The sequence below is a fragment of the Streptomyces sp. NPDC097595 genome, assembly GCF_044761525.1.
GTDB classification, from domain to species: domain Bacteria; phylum Actinomycetota; class Actinomycetes; order Streptomycetales; family Streptomycetaceae; genus Streptomyces; species Streptomyces drozdowiczii_A.
In genome coordinates this window covers 100,381-116,575 of the sequence record NZ_JBIWCN010000002.1, presented here as the reverse complement: position 1 = coordinate 116,575, position 16,195 = coordinate 100,381, and the positions used below count along the sequence as shown (strand labels likewise).

18 protein-coding genes and 1 tRNA gene are annotated in these 16,195 nt (G+C 71.5%); 3 read left to right on the top strand and 16 right to left on the bottom strand.

The window, feature by feature from the left end; all coding sequences use genetic code 11:
- Window positions 1-82: 82 nt before the first annotated feature.
- The 9 genes from rpmE to ACIQZN_RS03125 form a co-directional block, all read right to left on the bottom strand.
- Complete coding sequence (gene rpmE / locus ACIQZN_RS03165; RefSeq protein ID WP_018102644.1) at window positions 83-307, bottom strand: 50S ribosomal protein L31; 225 nt, start codon at window positions 305-307, stop codon at window positions 83-85.
- Window positions 308-450: 143 nt separating this feature from the next.
- On the bottom strand, window positions 451-1,551 hold the full coding sequence (locus ACIQZN_RS03160; RefSeq protein ID WP_403987687.1) for an LCP family protein: 1,101 nt from the start codon (window positions 1,549-1,551) through the stop codon (window positions 451-453).
- A gap of 300 nt (window positions 1,552-1,851) precedes the next feature.
- On the bottom strand, window positions 1,852-3,885 hold the full coding sequence (rho, locus tag ACIQZN_RS03155; RefSeq protein WP_403987684.1) for a transcription termination factor Rho: 2,034 nt from the start codon (window positions 3,883-3,885) through the stop codon (window positions 1,852-1,854).
- A 404-nt stretch (window positions 3,886-4,289) separates the two neighbouring features.
- Window positions 4,290-5,207 (bottom strand): homoserine kinase, encoded by a 918-nt coding sequence (gene thrB / locus ACIQZN_RS03150; protein ID WP_018102647.1) that lies wholly within the window; start codon window positions 5,205-5,207, stop codon window positions 4,290-4,292.
- Window positions 5,208-5,507: 300 nt separating this feature from the next.
- Window positions 5,508-6,578 (bottom strand): threonine synthase, encoded by a 1,071-nt coding sequence (gene thrC / locus ACIQZN_RS03145; protein WP_073963920.1) that lies wholly within the window; start codon window positions 6,576-6,578, stop codon window positions 5,508-5,510.
- A 6-nt stretch (window positions 6,579-6,584) separates the two neighbouring features.
- A complete protein-coding gene (locus ACIQZN_RS03140) occupies window positions 6,585-7,895 on the bottom strand; it encodes a homoserine dehydrogenase (protein WP_018102649.1) in 1,311 nt (436 codons plus the stop codon).
- A gap of 125 nt (window positions 7,896-8,020) precedes the next feature.
- On the bottom strand, window positions 8,021-9,412 hold the full coding sequence (gene lysA, locus ACIQZN_RS03135; RefSeq protein ID WP_403987679.1) for a diaminopimelate decarboxylase: 1,392 nt from the start codon (window positions 9,410-9,412) through the stop codon (window positions 8,021-8,023).
- Window positions 9,413-9,438: 26 nt separating this feature from the next.
- Complete coding sequence (nrtL, locus tag ACIQZN_RS03130; RefSeq protein WP_403987676.1) at window positions 9,439-10,584, bottom strand: ArgS-related anticodon-binding protein NrtL; 1,146 nt, start codon at window positions 10,582-10,584, stop codon at window positions 9,439-9,441.
- 55 nt (window positions 10,585-10,639) lie between these two features.
- A complete protein-coding gene (locus ACIQZN_RS03125; RefSeq protein ID WP_403987673.1) occupies window positions 10,640-11,074 on the bottom strand; it encodes a response regulator in 435 nt (144 codons plus the stop codon).
- Window positions 11,075-11,269: 195 nt separating this feature from the next.
- On the opposite strand from ACIQZN_RS03125, the gene ACIQZN_RS03120 reads away from it, so the two are divergent.
- Window positions 11,270-11,341 (top strand) — tRNA-Arg (locus ACIQZN_RS03120).
- 147 nt (window positions 11,342-11,488) lie between these two features.
- On the opposite strand, the gene ACIQZN_RS03115 is transcribed toward ACIQZN_RS03120, so the two are convergent.
- The 7 genes from ACIQZN_RS03115 to ACIQZN_RS03085 form a co-directional block, all read right to left on the bottom strand.
- Window positions 11,489-11,806: a hypothetical protein gene (locus ACIQZN_RS03115; RefSeq protein ID WP_330313732.1), complete on the bottom strand. Its 318-nt coding sequence runs from the start codon at window positions 11,804-11,806 to the stop codon at window positions 11,489-11,491.
- Window positions 11,807-11,827: 21 nt separating this feature from the next.
- Window positions 11,828-12,121 (bottom strand): AbrB/MazE/SpoVT family DNA-binding domain-containing protein, encoded by a 294-nt coding sequence (locus ACIQZN_RS03110; RefSeq protein WP_330313731.1) that lies wholly within the window; start codon window positions 12,119-12,121, stop codon window positions 11,828-11,830.
- An 83-nt stretch (window positions 12,122-12,204) separates the two neighbouring features.
- The gene (locus ACIQZN_RS03105; protein ID WP_403987669.1) at window positions 12,205-12,666 is read right to left on the bottom strand and encodes an ATP-binding protein; all 462 of its coding nucleotides are present in this window, start codon (window positions 12,664-12,666) and stop codon (window positions 12,205-12,207) included.
- Window positions 12,667-12,737: 71 nt separating this feature from the next.
- Entirely contained in the window at window positions 12,738-13,643 is a 906-nt protein-coding gene (locus tag ACIQZN_RS03100) for a MarR family transcriptional regulator (protein WP_403987666.1), read from the bottom strand.
- Window positions 13,644-13,949: 306 nt separating this feature from the next.
- On the bottom strand, window positions 13,950-14,801 hold the full coding sequence (locus tag ACIQZN_RS03095) for a helix-turn-helix domain-containing protein (protein ID WP_403987663.1): 852 nt from the start codon (window positions 14,799-14,801) through the stop codon (window positions 13,950-13,952).
- A gap of 15 nt (window positions 14,802-14,816) precedes the next feature.
- Window positions 14,817-15,332: a DUF6879 family protein gene (locus ACIQZN_RS03090; RefSeq protein WP_403987660.1), complete on the bottom strand. Its 516-nt coding sequence runs from the start codon at window positions 15,330-15,332 to the stop codon at window positions 14,817-14,819.
- On the bottom strand, window positions 15,304-15,558 hold the full coding sequence (locus ACIQZN_RS03085; protein ID WP_403987657.1) for a hypothetical protein: 255 nt from the start codon (window positions 15,556-15,558) through the stop codon (window positions 15,304-15,306). The genes ACIQZN_RS03090 and ACIQZN_RS03085 overlap by 29 nt, the downstream gene beginning before the upstream one ends.
- Window positions 15,559-15,760: 202 nt before the next feature.
- On the opposite strand from ACIQZN_RS03085, the gene ACIQZN_RS03080 reads away from it, so the two are divergent.
- Both ACIQZN_RS03080 and ACIQZN_RS03075 read left to right on the top strand, forming a co-directional pair.
- Complete coding sequence (locus tag ACIQZN_RS03080; RefSeq protein ID WP_403987654.1) at window positions 15,761-15,964, top strand: hypothetical protein; 204 nt, start codon at window positions 15,761-15,763, stop codon at window positions 15,962-15,964.
- Window positions 15,964-16,188, top strand: a complete 225-nt coding sequence (locus ACIQZN_RS03075) for a hypothetical protein (RefSeq protein ID WP_403987651.1) — start codon at window positions 15,964-15,966, stop codon at window positions 16,186-16,188. Before ACIQZN_RS03080 ends, ACIQZN_RS03075 begins: the two co-directional genes overlap by 1 nt.
- Window positions 16,189-16,195: the final 7 nt, after the last annotated feature.

Below are 16,195 nucleotides of genomic sequence, written 5' to 3'. Positions count from 1 at the left end.
GGAGACCCCGTGCCCGGACCGGAAAAAAACGCCGGCCACGGCGCCCCGGAAAAGGGCACCGCGGACCGGCGCGGACGGCTCGCTACTTGCCGGCGGCCTTGGCGCCCTTGCCGAAGCGGGCCTCGAAGCGGGCCACACGGCCACCGGTGTCGAGGATCTTCTGCTTGCCCGTGTAGAACGGGTGGCACTCGGAGCAGACCTCGGCACGGATGGTGCCGCTGTCCAGCGTGGAGCGGGTGGTGAACGACGCGCCACAGGTGCAGCTGACCTGCGTCTCGACGTACTGGGGGTGGATGTCGCGCTTCAAGGGTGTCTCCTAGGTTCGGGAGGGCTCCGGGTCGTACGCGCGGATTGCGCGCCCGTGAACCGGGGCCGACGTACCAGTCTGCCAGGACCGGCCGTATCTCCCAAAACCAGGGTGGACGGCCGGGTATTCCCCCGGCTCCCGGCTCAGCGGACGATCTTGCCGGCGTCGCCCTTGTCGCCGGCCGACTGCTTCGTCGCGGAGGCGGGGACCGGCTGGTCGGCGCGGAGCGCGTCCCAGACCTGCCGGTCCGCCTTCTCCAGCGGGATGACGCGGTTGGGGTCGGCGGGGTCGTACTCGACGGGCAGGGTCACCATGTTCACGTTGTCGGAGCCGAGGCCCTTGAGCCCCTTGGCGAAGCCGGCGAGCTTGGTGACCGAGCCGAGGTCGGAGTCGGTGGTGACGGCCTTGGTGGCGGTGTCCGCGATGCCGTACAGCTTGGTGCCGTCGAACACGCCCACGCTCTTGACCTGCTGCATCAGCGCCTTGATGAACGCCTGCTGGAGCTGGATGCGGCCGAGGTCGCTGCCGTCGCCGACGCTGTGCCGGGTGCGGACCAGGCCGAGGGACTGCTCGCCGTCCAGGGTGTGGGTGCCGGGTTCGAGGTCCAGGTGGCTGTCGGGGTCGTCGATCGCCTTGGTGGTGGTGATGTCGACGCCGCCGAGCTTGTCGATCAGCTTCTTGAAGCCGGTGAAGTCGACCTCGATGTAGTGGTCCATGCGGATGCCGGACATCGATTCGACGGTTTTGACCGCGCAGGCCGGCCCGCCGACCTCGTACGCCGTGTTGAACATGGCGCGCTGCTGCCCGGCCACCGGGTCGCCGCTGACGTCGCCGGTGCAGTCGGGCCGGGTGACCAGGGTGTCGCGCGGGATGGAGACCACACTCGCGGTCTTGTGCCCCTTGTTGACGTGGACGACCATCGCCGTGTCGGAGCGGGCCCCGCCGCCGTCGGCGCCGTACTTGCCGTTCGCGCCGGAGCGGGAGTCGGAGCCGAGCACGAGGATGTCCTCGGAGCCGTTGTCGACGTTCTCCGGGCGGTCCTTGCCGAGCGCGGTGTCGATGTCGACGGCCTGGAGATTGCCGTTGAGGTGGACGTACGCGTAGCCGAGCCCCGCACCGCCCACGACGACCGCGCCGGCCAGGCTCCAGACGGCTATGCGCTTCGCCCGGCGGCCGCGGGACGGCTTCCTCCGGCGTTTGCCGGTGGCCCGTATTCGGCCGTTGCTCCCGCTTCGCTCGCTCATGGCTCTCCCTCGTTCCGTCGGTTGCTGTCCGGGTACCCCCTCTTGGAGTGGTGGCGACAAAAAGCGTGGCACAGGCCGCTGTGGCCCCCGGATGGGCACGGAACGGCTCGCGCGACCGCCGGAACGACCGGTATTCCGGCGCTCACCTGCGGTTTCGTGGCCCGTACAACGGCCGTACGAGGGTGCCGCGCGGCCGTGCCCGTGTGGTGAAGGTCTCGGAACGGCAACGGTGTACGGCACAGGGCCGCCCCCGCACCGGAAGTGCGGGGGCGGCCCTGTGTGCTGCCGGGGGGGCGACAACTAGTCGTTGTTGTTGCCCGGGGCCGGCGTCGTCTTCTGGATCTGGAGCAGGAACTCCGCGTTCGACTGGGTCTTCTTCATCCGGTCGAGCAGAAGCTCGATGGCCTGCTGCTGGTCGAGTGCGTGCAGCACCCGGCGCAGCTTCCAGACGATCCCCAACTCCTCGCTGCCGAGCAGGATTTCCTCCTTGCGGGTGGAGGACGCGTCGACGTCCACCGCCGGGAAGATCCGCTTGTCGGAGAGCTTGCGGTCGAGCTTGAGCTCCATGTTGCCGGTGCCCTTGAACTCCTCGAAGATCACCTCGTCCATGCGCGAGCCGGTCTCGACCAGCGCGGTGGCCAGGATGGTCAGCGAGCCGCCGTCCTCGATGTTGCGCGCGGCACCGAAGAAGCGCTTCGGCGGGTAGAGCGCGGTCGAGTCGACACCACCGGACAGGATGCGCCCGGAGGCCGGGGCGGCGAGGTTGTACGCGCGTCCCAGGCGGGTGATCGAGTCCAGCAGGACGACCACGTCGTGGCCCAGCTCCACGAGGCGCTTGGCGCGCTCGATGGCCAGCTCGGCGACCGTGGTGTGGTCCTCGGCGGGGCGGTCGAAGGTCGAGGAGATGACCTCGCCCTTCACCGACCGCTGCATGTCGGTGACCTCTTCCGGACGCTCGTCCACGAGGACGACCATCAGGTGGCACTCGGGGCTGTTGACCGTGATCGCGTTGGCGATGGCCTGGAGGATCATGGTCTTACCGGTCTTCGGCGGGGCCACGATCAGACCGCGCTGGCCCTTGCCGATGGGGGCGACCAGGTCGATGATCCGCGTCGTCAGGACGTTGGAGTCGGTCTCCAGGCGGAGCCGGTCCTGCGGGTAGAGCGGGGTCAGCTTCTGGAACTCGGGGCGGCCGCGGCCCGATTCGGGCGCTCCGGCGTTGACCGAGTCGAGGCGGACCAGCGCGTTGAACTTCTCGCGGCGCTCGCCGTCCTTGGGCTGGCGCACCGCACCGGTGACGTGGTCCCCCTTGCGCAGGCCGTTCTTGCGGACCTGGGCGAGCGAGACGTACACGTCGTTCGGGCCGGGCAGGTAGCCGGAGGTCCGGATGAACGCGTAGTTGTCGAGGATGTCCAGGATGCCCGCGACGGGGATCAGGACGTCGTCGTCGGTGACGGGCGGGGCGTCGGCGGCGAAGTCGTCGCGCCCGCGACGGCCCCGGCGGTCGCGGTAGCGCCCGCGACGGCCGCGCCGGCCGCCCTCGTCGTCGTAGCCGTCGTCCTGCGGGCCGTTGTTGCCGCCCTGGCTCTGGCCGCCGCCGCCCTGGCGGCGGTTGCCGCCCTGCTGGTCGTCGCCCTTGCCGCGCTGGCGGTCGCGCTGGCGGTCGCGGCGCTGCTCGCCCCGCTCACCGCGCTGGCCGCGGTCCTGGCGGTCGCCGCGACGCCCCTCGGCGTTGTCGGCGCCGGCCTCGGCCTTGGCGTCGGCGGAGCGGTCCTCGGCGGGCGCCTCGTGCTTCTGCTCCTGCTTCGGCTCGTCCTGGGCGCGGTCCTTGGTCTGCGCCTTGGCGTCCGGCTTGCTCTCCGGGCTGCCCGCCTGCGCGGTGGCACGGCGGCGACGGCGCTCGCCCGCGGGCTGGTCGTCGCTGGCCGGCTGGCCCGGGATGTCGATCTGCTGCTGGGCCGTGGCCTTGTCGGCGGGCGCGGCGGCCGGGGCCTCGTCGGCGCCGGTGCGCGCCTTGGAGGTGGCGCGGCGCTTCGGCTTGGTCTCGGCGCCCTCGGCGGGGGCCGCGGCTGCCTTGGCCTTGGGGGCGGAGGAGCCGCCGCCGGCCTGGGCCTCCTTGATGACCTCGATCAGCTGGCTCTTGCGCATCCGCGCGGTGCCCTTGATGCCGAGGCCGGACGCGACCTGCTGCAGCTCGGCCAGGACCATGCCGTCAAGGCCGGTGCCGGAGCGGCGGCGCCGTGCGGTGGTGCCAGTGGCAGCACCTTCGGCGGGCGCGGCGCTGTCGACGTTCTTGTCGGCAGTCACGCCCATCAGATCGGTGGTGTCGCTCACGAAGGGTCCTTCCCTGGAGCGGACGTCGGCCTTCTGGCTCGGCGACCGGTTGTGCTGTCCGGCTGCGGTCCCTGGTTGGTGCGGCCCGTGCCGGGGCGGTGGTCCGCCGGATGGAACGGCGGAGAGATGAGGTGTGCATGTGCCCGGCGCGAGCATCCCCCTGCTCGGCCCACTCCTGGACGAGCGAGGGGTGTCGTGCCGGTTCCGGAGCGTGCTCGCAACTGCTCAGGCAGGCTGCTCAGGCAGTTGGGGAGGCTCCCGGAAGAAATGGTGGTCCCGAAGGGGACACGAAGCAACGCGCCTCATGGACGTCGATTGCAGACTTGAGGTTAACACTACCGGCTCCAACAAACATTCCCCCTCTCACTCACCGGCAATCACTTCTCGGCCAGTGGCCTCGCGGGCTACGGGGCCAGGGGCAGGACGCTCGCGCCCTGCGCGTCGAGAGCGAGCCGGTTGGCCGCCCATCCCTCGCCCGCCAGTCGGGCGACCTTGTCGGCGTCGCCGTCGCCGGCCAGGGCCAGCACCGTCGGTCCGGCGCCGGAGATGACCGCGGGGACGCCCTCGGCGCGCAGCCGGCCGACGAGTTCGACGCTCTCGGCCATGGCGGGCGCGCGGTAGTCCTGGTGCAGCCGGTCCTCGGTGGCCGTGAGCAGCAGCTCGGGGCGCCTGGTCAGGGCCTCGACGAGGAGGGCGGCACGGCCGGCGTTGAAGGCGGCGTCGACGTGCGGGACGGTGCGCGGGAGGAGGCCGCGGGCGGTCTCGGTGAGCACCGGCTTGCCGGGGACGAAGACCACCGGAACGATGGAATCAGCGGGATCCATCCGGATCGCGCGGGCGGAGGCGCCGTCCATCCAGGCGAGCGTGAATCCGCCGAGCAGGCAGGCCGCGACGTTGTCGGGGTGGCCCTCGATCTCGGTGGCGAGCTCCAGCAGGGCCGCGTCGTCGAGGCGGGCGTCACCGCCGGTCGTCACGGCGCGGGCGGCGACGATTCCGGCGCAGATGGCGGCGGAGGAGGAGCCGAGGCCGCGTCCGTGCGGGATGCGGTTGGCGCAGACGATCTCCAGGCCGCGCGGCTGTCCGCCGAGCAGGTCGAAGGCGGTGCGCAGGGACCGTACGAGCAGGTGCTTCTCGTCGCGGGGCAGGGTGTCCGCGCCCTCACCGGCGATGTCGATGTGCAGTCCGGAGTCTGCGACGCGGACGACGACGTCGTCGTACAGGCCGAGCGACAGGCCGAGGGCGTCGAAACCGGGGCCCAGGTTGGCGCTGGTCGCGGGGACGCGCACCCGGACGGCGGCGGCTCGGAAGGCGGGACCGGCCATCGCTGTGACGACTCTCCTTGTGAGGCGGCGGGGATTCCGGGGGCTGCGGGCGGGGGTTGTTCGGGGGAGCCGCAACGGCCCGGGGCACCCCGGCAGATGCGGCGGGGCGGGTTGGGTACAGCTTATCGAAGGAAGGTTCTGTGGCGACATAGGGCGCACAGGAGGCGCACGATGCGTGTCGCACGCCCGCGGTGCGCTCTTGTCGCCGGAAAGGGCCGGTAGGACGCTCTTTCTGACGAGTCGTCGCGCGCTGCCCCGGGCCGTCGTGCGGACCGGCCCGGGGGTTCGGGTGTTACGTGGTTACGCCAGGCCCAGCTTCTCGGCGGCGGCGGCCGCGTCGACCGGGACGGTGACGGGCTGCGGGGCGCCCGCGACGGCCCAGTCGGGGTCCTTGAGGCCGTTGCCGGTCACCGTGCAGACGATGCGCTGGCCGGGGTCGACCTTGCCCTCTTCGGCGGCCTTCAGCAGGCCGGCGACGGACGCGGCCGAGGCGGGCTCCACGAAGACGCCCTCCTGGGAGGCCAACAGCCGGTAGGCGGACAGGATCTGACGGTCCGTGACCTCGTCGATGAAACCGCCGGACTCGTCGCGCGCGGCCAGCGCGTAGTTCCAGGAGGCCGGGTTGCCGATCCGGATCGCGGTGGCGATGGTCGACGGGTCCTTGACGACCTCGCCGCGCACGATGGGCGCGGAGCCGGACGCCTGGAAGCCCCACATGCGCGGCTTGTGCGTCGACATGCCGTCCCCGGCGTACTCGGTGTAGCCCTTCCAGTACGCGGTGATGTTGCCGGCGTTGCCGACCGGGAGGACGTGGATGTCCGGGGCGTCGCCGAGCGCGTCGACGATCTCGAAGGCGGCGGTCTTCTGGCCCTCGATACGGACCGGGTTGACCGAATTGACCAGCGCGACCGGGTAGTTGTCCGAGAGCGAGCGGGCCAGCGTCAGGCAGTCGTCGAAGTTGCCGTCGACCTGGAGGATCTTGGCGCCGTGCACGAGGGCCTGGCCCATCTTGCCGAGCGCGATCTTGCCCTGCGGCACGAGGACCGCGCAGACCATGCCGGCCCGGACCGCGTAGGCGGCGGCCGAGGCGGAGGTGTTGCCGGTGGAGGCGCAGATGACGGCCTGCGCGCCCTCCTCCTTGGCCCGGGTGATGGCCATGGTCATGCCGCGGTCCTTGAAGGACCCGGTGGGGTTGGCGCCCTCGACCTTGAGGTGCACCTCGCAGCCCGTGCGCTCGGAGAGGACCTGAGCGGGGACGAGCGGCGTACCGCCCTCACGGAGCGTGACGACCGGCGTCGTGCTCGTGACCGGGAGACGGTCCCGGTACTCCTCGATGATGCCGCGCCACTGGTGGGTGCCCTTGGTGGTCATGGGTCCTTACTCCCCTTCAACACGCATGATGCTGGCGACACCGCGCACGGTGTCGAGCTTGCGCAGCGCTTCGACGGTCCCGGAGAGGGCGGCGTCGGGCGCGCGGTGGGTGACGACGACGAGAGAGGCCTCGCCGTCGGTTTCCTGACTGTCCGGCCGGCTCTGCTGGCGGACCGTATCGATGGATACGCCCTGGTCGGCGAAGACCGTCGCGACCTGGGCGAGCACGCCCGGCTTGTCGGCCACGTCGAGGCTGATGTGGTACCGCGTGACGACGTCGCCCATGGGGCTCACCGGCAGGCGGGTGTACGCGGACTCGCCGGGCCCGGGGGCCTCGTTGAGCTTGTTGCGGCAGACGGCCACGAGGTCGCCGAGGACGGCGGACGCGGTGGGCGCCCCGCCGGCGCCGGGGCCGTAGAACATCAGCTGCCCGGCCGCCTCGGCCTCCACGAACACCGCGTTGTACGCCTCGCGCACCGAGGCGAGCGGGTGGCTCAGCGGGATCATCGCGGGGTGCACGCGGGCCGTCACGGAGGCGCCGTCGGCGGCGCGCTCGCAGATGGCGAGGAGCTTGACGGTGCACCCCATGCGGCGGGCGGAGGCGATGTCGGCGGCGGTGACCTCGGTGATGCCCTCGCGGTGCACGTCGCCGATCCTCACCCGGGTGTGGAAGGCGATCCCGGCGAGGATGGCGGCCTTGGCGGCGGCGTCGAAGCCCTCCACGTCGGCGGTGGGGTCGGCCTCCGCGTAACCGAGGGCGGTGGCCTCGTCCAGCGCCTCGGAGTATCCGGCGCCGCTGGTGTCCATCTTGTCGAGGATGAAGTTGGTGGTGCCGTTGACGATGCCGAGCACCCGGTTGACCTTGTCGCCGGCCAGCGACTCGCGCAGCGGCCGTACGAGCGGGATGGCACCGGCCACGGCGGCCTCGTAATAGAGGTCCCGGCCGTGCTGCTCGGCGGCGGCGTGCAGGGCGGCGCCGTCCTCGGCGAGCAGGGCCTTGTTGGCGGAGACGACGCTCGCGCCGTGCTCGAAGGCGGTCCTGATCAGCGTGCGGGCGGGCTCGATGCCGCCGATGACCTCGATGACGACGTCGATGTCGCCGCGTTTGACGAGGGCGGTCGCGTCCGTGGTGATCAGGGCGGGGTCGATGCCCTCGCGCACCTTGGAGGGCCGGCGGACGGCGACACCGGCGAGCTCCACCGGCGCGCCGATGCGCGCGGCGAGGTCGTCGGCGTGCGTCGTCATGATGCGCGCCACCTCTGAGCCGACCACACCACAGCCCAGCAGCGCCACCTTCAGCGGACGCGTACGCATCATCCGACCTCGTTTCCTTTACACCTGTAGTACGGACCAGTCTCACTCACCGGACGGGTGTTCCCGCCACCCGTCCGGATCCTGAGATGTTTATGGGGACAGCGTGGTACGCCCCCGGAAATACGCCATCAGCCGACGTCGAGACGCAGGAGATCTTCCTCCGTCTCGCGCCGGACGATGACCCGTGCCTCCCCGTCCCGCACGGCGACGACCGGCGGGCGCAGGGCGTGGTTGTAGTTGCTCGCCATCGAGCGGCAGTACGCGCCGGTGGCGGGCACGGCGATCAGGTCGCCGGGGGCCAGGTCGGACGGCAGGTAGGCGTCCTTGACCACGATGTCGCCGCTCTCGCAGTGCTTGCCGACGACCCGGACGAGCATCGGTTCGGCGTCCGAGGTCCGCGAGGCGAGCGCGACGCTGTACTCGGCGTCGTACAGCGCGGTCCGGATGTTGTCCGACATGCCGCCGTCGACGCTCACGTAGGTGCGCAGGCCCTCCAGCGGCTTGACCGTGCCGACCTCGTACAGCGTGAAGGCGGTCGGGCCGACGATGGCGCGGCCGGGCTCGACGGAGATGCGGGGGGTGGCGAGACCGGCGGCCTCGCACTCGCGGGTCACGATGTCGCCGAGCGACTTGGCGATCTCGTGCGGTTCGCGCGGGTCGTCGTCGGAGGTGTACGCGATACCGAGGCCGCCGCCGAGGTCGATCTCGGGCAGCTCGACGCCGTGCTCGTCGCGCACCTCGGCGAGGAGCTGCACGACGCGGCGGGCGGAGACCTCGAAGCCGGCCATGTCGAAGATCTGGGAGCCGATGTGGGAGTGGATGCCGACGAGTTCGAGCCCGTCCAGGGTGAGCGCCCGGCGTACGGCCTCGGCGGCCTGTCCGTCCGCGAGCGCGATGCCGAACTTCTGGTCCTCGTGGGCGGTGGCGATGAACTCGTGGGTGTGGGCCTCGACGCCGACGGTCACCCGGATCTGGACGCGCTGGCGCTTGCCGAGGCTCTGCGCGACGTGCGCGACGCGGACGATCTCCTGGAAGGAGTCGAGGACGATGCGTCCGACGCCCGCCGCGACGGCGCGCTGGATCTCCTCGACGGTCTTGTTGTTGCCGTGGAAGGCGATGCGCTCGGCGGGCATCCCGGCGTCGAGCGCGGTGGCCAGCTCGCCGCCCGAGCAGACGTCGAGGTTGAGCCCCTCCTCCTTGAGCCAGCGCACGACGGCCCGGGAGAGGAACGCCTTGCCCGCGTAGAAGACGTCCGCCCCGGGCCCGAAGGCGTCGGACCAGGCGCGGCAGCGGGCCCGGAAGTCGGCCTCGTCCAGGAAGTAGGCGGGGGTGCCGAACTCCTCGGCGAGGCGGGAGACCGTGAGCCCGCCGACGGTGACGGCGCCGTGCTCGTCACGGGTGACGGTGCGGGACCACACCTTCTCGTCCAGGACGTTGAGGTCGTCGGCGGGGGCGAGGTAGTGGCCCTCGGACATGACGTCGGCGTGACGGGGTCCGGCGGGGTGTGCGGATCGGCTCATCGTGTTGCTCTGCTCTCTCGGGGTGCTCAGAGGTGTTCGGGCGCGCTGACGCCGAGCAGGGACAGGCCGCCGGCCAGCACCGTCCCGGCGGCTTCGGCGAGGGCCGTCCGGGAGCGGTGGGCGGCCGAGGGTTTCTCGTCCCCGACGGGGAGCGGTGGGGCGGCGTCGTGGAAGTCGAAGAAGGCACCGGCGACCGCGTCCAGGTGCCGGGCGAGCCGGTCGGGGGCGCGGTGGCGGGCGGCGCCCGCGAGGACGGCGGGGTGCGCGTCGAGCAGCGTCAGCAGGGCGGTGGACGCCTCGGTGGCGTCGATGCGCGGCCCTGCGGTGGCCGCGGTCGCGTGTATGTCCTGGCTGGGCGCTGCGGCGGCTCCAGTCGCGTCGATGTCCTCGCCGGGCCCCGCGAGGGCGACCCCGAGCCGGGCCGCCTCCCGGACGACGGCACGGGCGCGGGCGTCCGCGTAACGGACGCGGAAGAGGGCGTTGGCCTCGGTCTGCGCGAGGAGCTCGGGCCCGAGGGGGGCACGGTCGTGCCCGGCGGCGCGGAGGAGGCCCCAGCGGGCGGCGTCGGGGCCGAGCCGGGTCAGGAGGGCGGCGGCGGTTTCGCCGGCGGGGACGGGGCGTATGGGGGCTTCCGCCTGAGCGCCGGACGCCTCCGTACGCACCCCGAGCCGCGTCCAGTCCGGGTCGGGCTCGCCCTCGCAGCCGATGCGTACGTCGGCGCCCTGGGCGGCCAGGAGGCGGCGGACGGCGTCGGCGGTGACGGCGGCCCGGACCTCGCGGGCGTGGACGAGCAGCAACCGCTGTCCGGCGAGGGCGTCCCCGTACCCGTACCGCTCCCCTTCCTCCCGCACCCGGTGGACGAGGGCGCGGTGGGCGGCGGCGCCGGTGGCGGCGTCGAGCGTGAAGTTGAGGAAGCCGGGTCCGGTGATCTCGACCCCGGCGACTCCGGGGGCTCCGGCGAGCCGGTCGCGCAGGATCTCGGCGACCTCGCGGGCGCCGAGGCCTGCGGGGCCGGCGAGCTGGAGCGCGACGGCGCTGGCGTAGTCGCCACGCCCACCGGGCCGGGTCCTCTCCACCCGTACGCGCGCGGGCACGGGCGCGCGCAGGGCGTCCTCGCGTACCGCGCGGCGCACGGCGTGCAGCACGGTCGTGGAGAGATCGACGGGGGTCACGGGACCAGCGTATGGGAGGGAGGGGGGCCCTTCGCGAACCGGTTTCGCCATGCGGTCAGCCGACGGTGCGGTCCGCCCGCCCGGCACCCGGCCCGCCGGCCCGCACCGGTGGGCGGCCGCGCTCGACGAGCCGGCGCACGAGCATCACCAGCTCACCCGGCTCGAACGGCTTGGCGAGGAACGCGTCCACCCCGGCGGCGACCCCGTGGTCCACCTCGTACGGCGTGCAGGCGCTGACGATCGCGAGCGGCAGGTGCCCGGTGCGCGGGTCGGACCGCAGCCGGGTGGCGGTCTGGAGGCCGTCGAGCCGGGGCATGACCACATCGAGCGTGATCACGTCGGGGCGGACCCGGTGCACGAGATCCAGACACTCGACACCATCGCCCGCGGTCACGACCTCGAAGCCCTCCAGCTCAAGGTTGACCCTGATCAATTGCCGGATGACCTTGTTGTCGTCGACAACAAGCACGCGGCCGCATGCCCCAGACACCCTTCGAGGGTAGGCGCGCCGGAGGGGCTGCGTCCGGGTTTTGCCCACTTCCGCCCCCGGAGAGGGCCTGCCGAGGATGGCCGGATGTGTGTACGAGGGGGCGGGCGCCCTCCCGCGATGACGCGGAATACCTGTTCACGGGCACCCCGTGGGAACTGGTAGTGTTTCACCCGTCGCAGAGCACCACAGCGATACGCCCCCGTAGCTCAGGGGATAGAGCATCGGCCTCCGGAGCCGGGTGCGCAGGTTCGAATCCTGCCGGGGGCACTTCGCAAGAAGTGCCGAAAAGACCCCGCCGTCAGTGGAAACACTGAGGTCGGGGTCTTCGCGTATGCGCGGGCGCACGCCGGAGCCGGAAGGCCGCCGACGGAAAGCACCGAGGGCCGCACCGCGTCGGATGCGGCCCTCTGCCCCTCAAGCGGGGCCGGGATCGAAGATCTCGTGCCCACCGACCCGGCGCCAGACGATATGCGGCTCACCCGCGCGGACTTCGTCCGCGTACTGCCAGGTGGCACGCCCGTCGGGCGCCCAAGTCATCTCCATGACGGGACGTGCGCCGGCCGGGAGTGGCACTCCCTGGACCGGCTTGACCCGGAGGCCGGGCCGAAACCGCCCGTGAGCCGCGTCCGGCACGAACTTCTTGCGAACGCAGTCCTGGAACCGTGCCCGCTCCTCGGGGAGGAGCTTCTTGAAATCACGGTCGAAGCGAGCGGTCGTCTCGAAAGTCGGCAATGGGCCTCCCAGGGGTCGGGGTCAGTTCTCCTCGGCGAGGTGCGCGAACATCTCGTCCACGTCCTCATGCCGGGTGGTGCGCCCTGCGGCGATGTCCTCGCTCGCGTCACGCTCACCCGCCTGCCACCGCTCCGTCCAGAACCACGCCTGGTCCGTGCGGATCTTCCGTAGTCCGTGCACCTCGACAACGCCGTCGTCGTTGATGGCGAACTCAAGCTCGTCACCCGGGGAGACTCCCAGCGCCTCGCGGACCCCTGCGGGCAGCGTCAGCTGCCCCTTGTCGCGCACACCGGCATGGAACGTGGTCGCAGCCATAAGTGACCTCCCTCTCCGCATTCCGTGTCTGCCTCGTGGATGCAGCATACCCGGGCAGGGAGGAATGTGCGAGATTCCCACTTTCAGAATTTCTCACTATCCAGCTCCAGCTCCGCCGCGACCGTCTTGCCCACCGGTGCCCGGTCCAGCACCTCCCACCGTGTGGCGAGGGCCGCCACCAGGAGCAGTCCTCGGCCCTCCTCTGCGAGCGGTGCGGGCTCGGCCACGGCGCCGGACGGCGGGCGGTGTTCGCCCCTGGTGTCGGAGACCTCGATGCGCAGGGTGCAGCCGGCGAGACGGACGACCAGTTCGAAGTCCCGGCCGGGGACGCGGCCGTGCGTGACGGCGTTGGCGGCGAGTTCGGCGACGAGCACGGCGGCGGTGTCGGAGGCCGTGCTGCCGTACGGCACGCCCCAGGTGTCAAGCTGGTGCAGGGCGAGCCGCCGGGCGAGCCGGGCGCCGCGCGGGGTGGAGCTGAAGCGCTGGGTGAACGCGCTCGCGGTGGCCGGAGCGTGGGGGGTGACCGCGGTGGGCAGTGGTGTCATGCCGACAATCCGGCGGTACGTCCATGGCGTGCACCAGTGATCACCCGCGTACTCCGCGTGAGCGTACGTGCTCAGGGTGTCCGCATCAGTCCCCGGAGTCCGGCGACGCGGGTCGCGACGTCGTTGGCCCGGTCCGGAGTCGATGGCTGGGCGTGGGTGCCCCGGCACGGGTGGCAGAGGCCGTCCCGGAGTGCGGCCGCCGGGCCGGGGCGGCCGCACTCGACGCACTCGACCCGGAGGTCGGGCGCGGGGCGGGGCGCGTCCGGGACGTGCGGCGGCATCTTGTCGGCGAGGCGGCGACGCACCAGACCAAGCGGGTGCGTGACGTCCTCCGGCAGTCCGGCGGTGAGCGCCGACGCCAGGTGCTCGGCGCCCGCACCGCGCGCGAACCAGGCGGCGGCGAGCGGTTCCAGGGCGGCGCAGTCGGCGGCGGAGAGCGTCAGCCGGGGGTCGCGGCGGCCGAGTCCGGCGAGGGCGAGGTAGGCGGCGGAGGGCGCGCCCGACTGCGGGGGCGCGGGCGGCTCGGGGGCGGGGCGCTGCGGGGGCACGGCCACCGGCGCGGATGCCGGGGTGGCGGCCCCGCCGGAGAGCGCGGTGGTCCACCACTCGTTGTCGTGGGCGGTCCGGGACCAGTAGGTGTACGTCACCCACCGGCACGTCCCGTCGCCGTCGACCCGGCGTCGTACGCGGCGCAGGTGCCCGGCCACCGCGAGCGCGCGGAGGGCGGTGCCGATGGCCATCTGGCCGTACAGGGGAAGATCCTTGGCCAGCGACTTGATGTCCATCGCGGCGCCCTCGGGGAGGCGGTCGAGGTACGCGGCGACGTACCGCTCGCGCTCCGGCAGGGAAGCGAAGTCGGCGGGGTGGGAAGGGCCTTGACCGGGGGCGGCCTGCTTGCCGTAGCCGGACTTGGCCGCGCGGTGCGGACGCGGCGCCCCGGGCGCGGGCAGGGCGGGACTAAAGTGCTGGGCAGCCATGAGATCGGTGCTTTCTGCCTTGGTCGATCTTTGGTCAGACCCCGGCCGGTGCTGAAGACACCGCGTCGGGGTCGTTTCGTTGGGGGCACCGTAAGCAGGCGCGACTTTCCGCTGCAACTCGCTCACTATTAGTCATACTTGCTAGCCGTGACGGGGTGGGGAGGGTGGGAGGGTTTTCCCTTTCCCGCATTTCCCCGCCGGATGAAAAGCACCGCTCGGGTCTCGGATCTCGAAGCTCAAGCGCGCCGTGAACACCCCGCCCGGGGCCCGAGATCCGAGATCCGAGCGGCGACCACCTCACGCCGATCAGGAGTCGAGAGTCGCGATGGCGTTCGCGATGATTCCACGGGCCGCCGGTCCCCGTACGACGTGCTCGGAGAGCCGGTCGAATGCCCGCGCATACAGGGTCACCTGGCTCGGTTCAACGAGGGTCTGGGCAGCGTCGAGTGTGTCAGCGTGGATCCTCCGCTTGTCGAACATGGTGAAGGTGGCCATCGGCCAGACGGTGCGCTCGGCGGCGAACGGGATGATGCCCATGGCGACCCTGGGCAGGGCCATGACGGCCAGCAGATGCCCGTACTGGGCGGCCATCGTCTCGGCGTCGGCGACGCGGTACCGCAGGACCGACTCTTCCAGCACGATCAGGAACCGGCGGTCCCCCTCCCGGATGACCCGGTTGCGGTCCATGCGGGCCGCCACGGCCTCGCCCACGTCGTTCTTGGTCCCCCGGAAGGCCGCGATGGACGAGAGCAGTGCTGTGGCGTACTCGGGCGTCTGGAGGAATCCGGGGATCACGTCGGAGCAGTAGACACGGAACAGCTTGGTGCGGTCGTACAGGGACGCCCCGCTCTCCTGCAAGCGTCGTAGGCCGGTGCCCTGGAGCCGCTTCCACTGGACGTACGCCTCCGCCGACTGCCGGTTGGCCGCAGCCAGGTCGTCCGCCTGCTCGGCGGCCCCACAGGCGGTGCACCAGGTCCGAATATCGGCGTCGGACGGGGGCGTCCGAGCGTTCTCGATGCGTGACGACTTCGACTCGTGCCATCCGCAGCGAACGGACAGTTCGCGCCCAGAAATGCCGGCGTCCAGACGAAGTCCCCGGAGGCGGGCAGCGATAGCCTCACGCGCCTTTTGGACGTGGGGCGACGGGTATTGGGGCAACGAACGGCCGTTCTGTCAGATCTCGAACTTTTCGTGCGGGGTGGCGAGTTGCCAGACGGCCTCGAACGCCGAGCGGCACAGTTCCGCGACCGCCGGCTCGTCCGTAATCTCGTCCTCCACCACGACACCGTCACCCGAGAAGTGATGAACCCGCAACAGGGTGCCGTCGAACAACCAGAAGTCGTTTCCCGGCAGCGCGAGGCCGGTCGCCATCCTTCTTGGCAGCCATCGGACTTGTTCGCCCGCTGTCACGTTGGCGTGAGTGACGTAGTGCTCCCAGCGGATGTACTCACTCACCGGCTCCGAGACGATCCGGGCACGGCGGATGGTGACGCCACGGGCCACGGTGTCGGAGATCAATTGGTCGTACGGATGCCACCAGGTCTCCTTGTCCGGCCAGTTGATGCGCTCTCCCCGCTGCCACGCCTCGAATCGCCCCGTGGGCGCGTAGAAGTCACGCATCTCCAGATGGACGGCGGACCGCTGGCACTTACCCAGCAGCTCACCGAAGCCGGGCACGCTCGACGGCATCACAAGCCTCCCTGATCATCGGGATCATCCGGGCCGGAATCCGGATGATCGCTTCCATGTCCGGCACCGAGCCATTCGCCGGACTGGTCGCCTCACACTCGGCATGGGTCTCGGCGTCAGGCTTCCAGCCCTGGAGGAGAACCTCCTGCGCCGCCGCGTCGACCCACACGGCCGGGCAGTGGTCGCGGTCGGTGTTCGGGTCGATCCCTACGAACTCCACGGACATGCCAGCCTCCCGAATCAGGTGCTTGCTCAGACTTGCATCAGCCTCCCCGGCCTGCCCAGATACGTCAACACCGCTACAGGAAAGCCTAATTGGCACGCAAGCTCATGCAAGGCAGTCGAGCCTCAGCACGGCCGCTCCCTAGCATCAAAGGAGGGCCTGCCCAGGGCCCTCCTTTGGCGCTGGCAACCGGGGAGAAATGACGATGCGCCACAAGAGCACCCAAGAGCCGCCCATCGACCTTCCCGTGGGCTTCTACGCCTGGCTGCTGGACTGCGCCCCCGCCCCGGGCTGCACGACCTGTGGCGCCGAGTGGCGGAGTCTCAAGTCCGCCGAGGAGGCCGGGGACGTCTGGCACGCCGCGCGGCACGCCACGAAGATCCGCGACCACGCCTCGGGGAGCCACTGATGCCGATGGACATGCAGACCTACCGGGACAGCCGCCAGGCCGCCGACGACGCGGCCAACGCCCTCAGGGCGGCCCTGGCCGGGCTGGGACTGCCGGAACGGGTCTGGGTCGACGTGCGACCGATGGTCACCAACAGCGGCAAGCCGTACGTGCACCTGGGCGTGATGCGCGCCGATGCCGTGGCCGCGATCGCGGAGGCCATCGGCGCCCCCGCGGGCGCCTAAGCCCCGC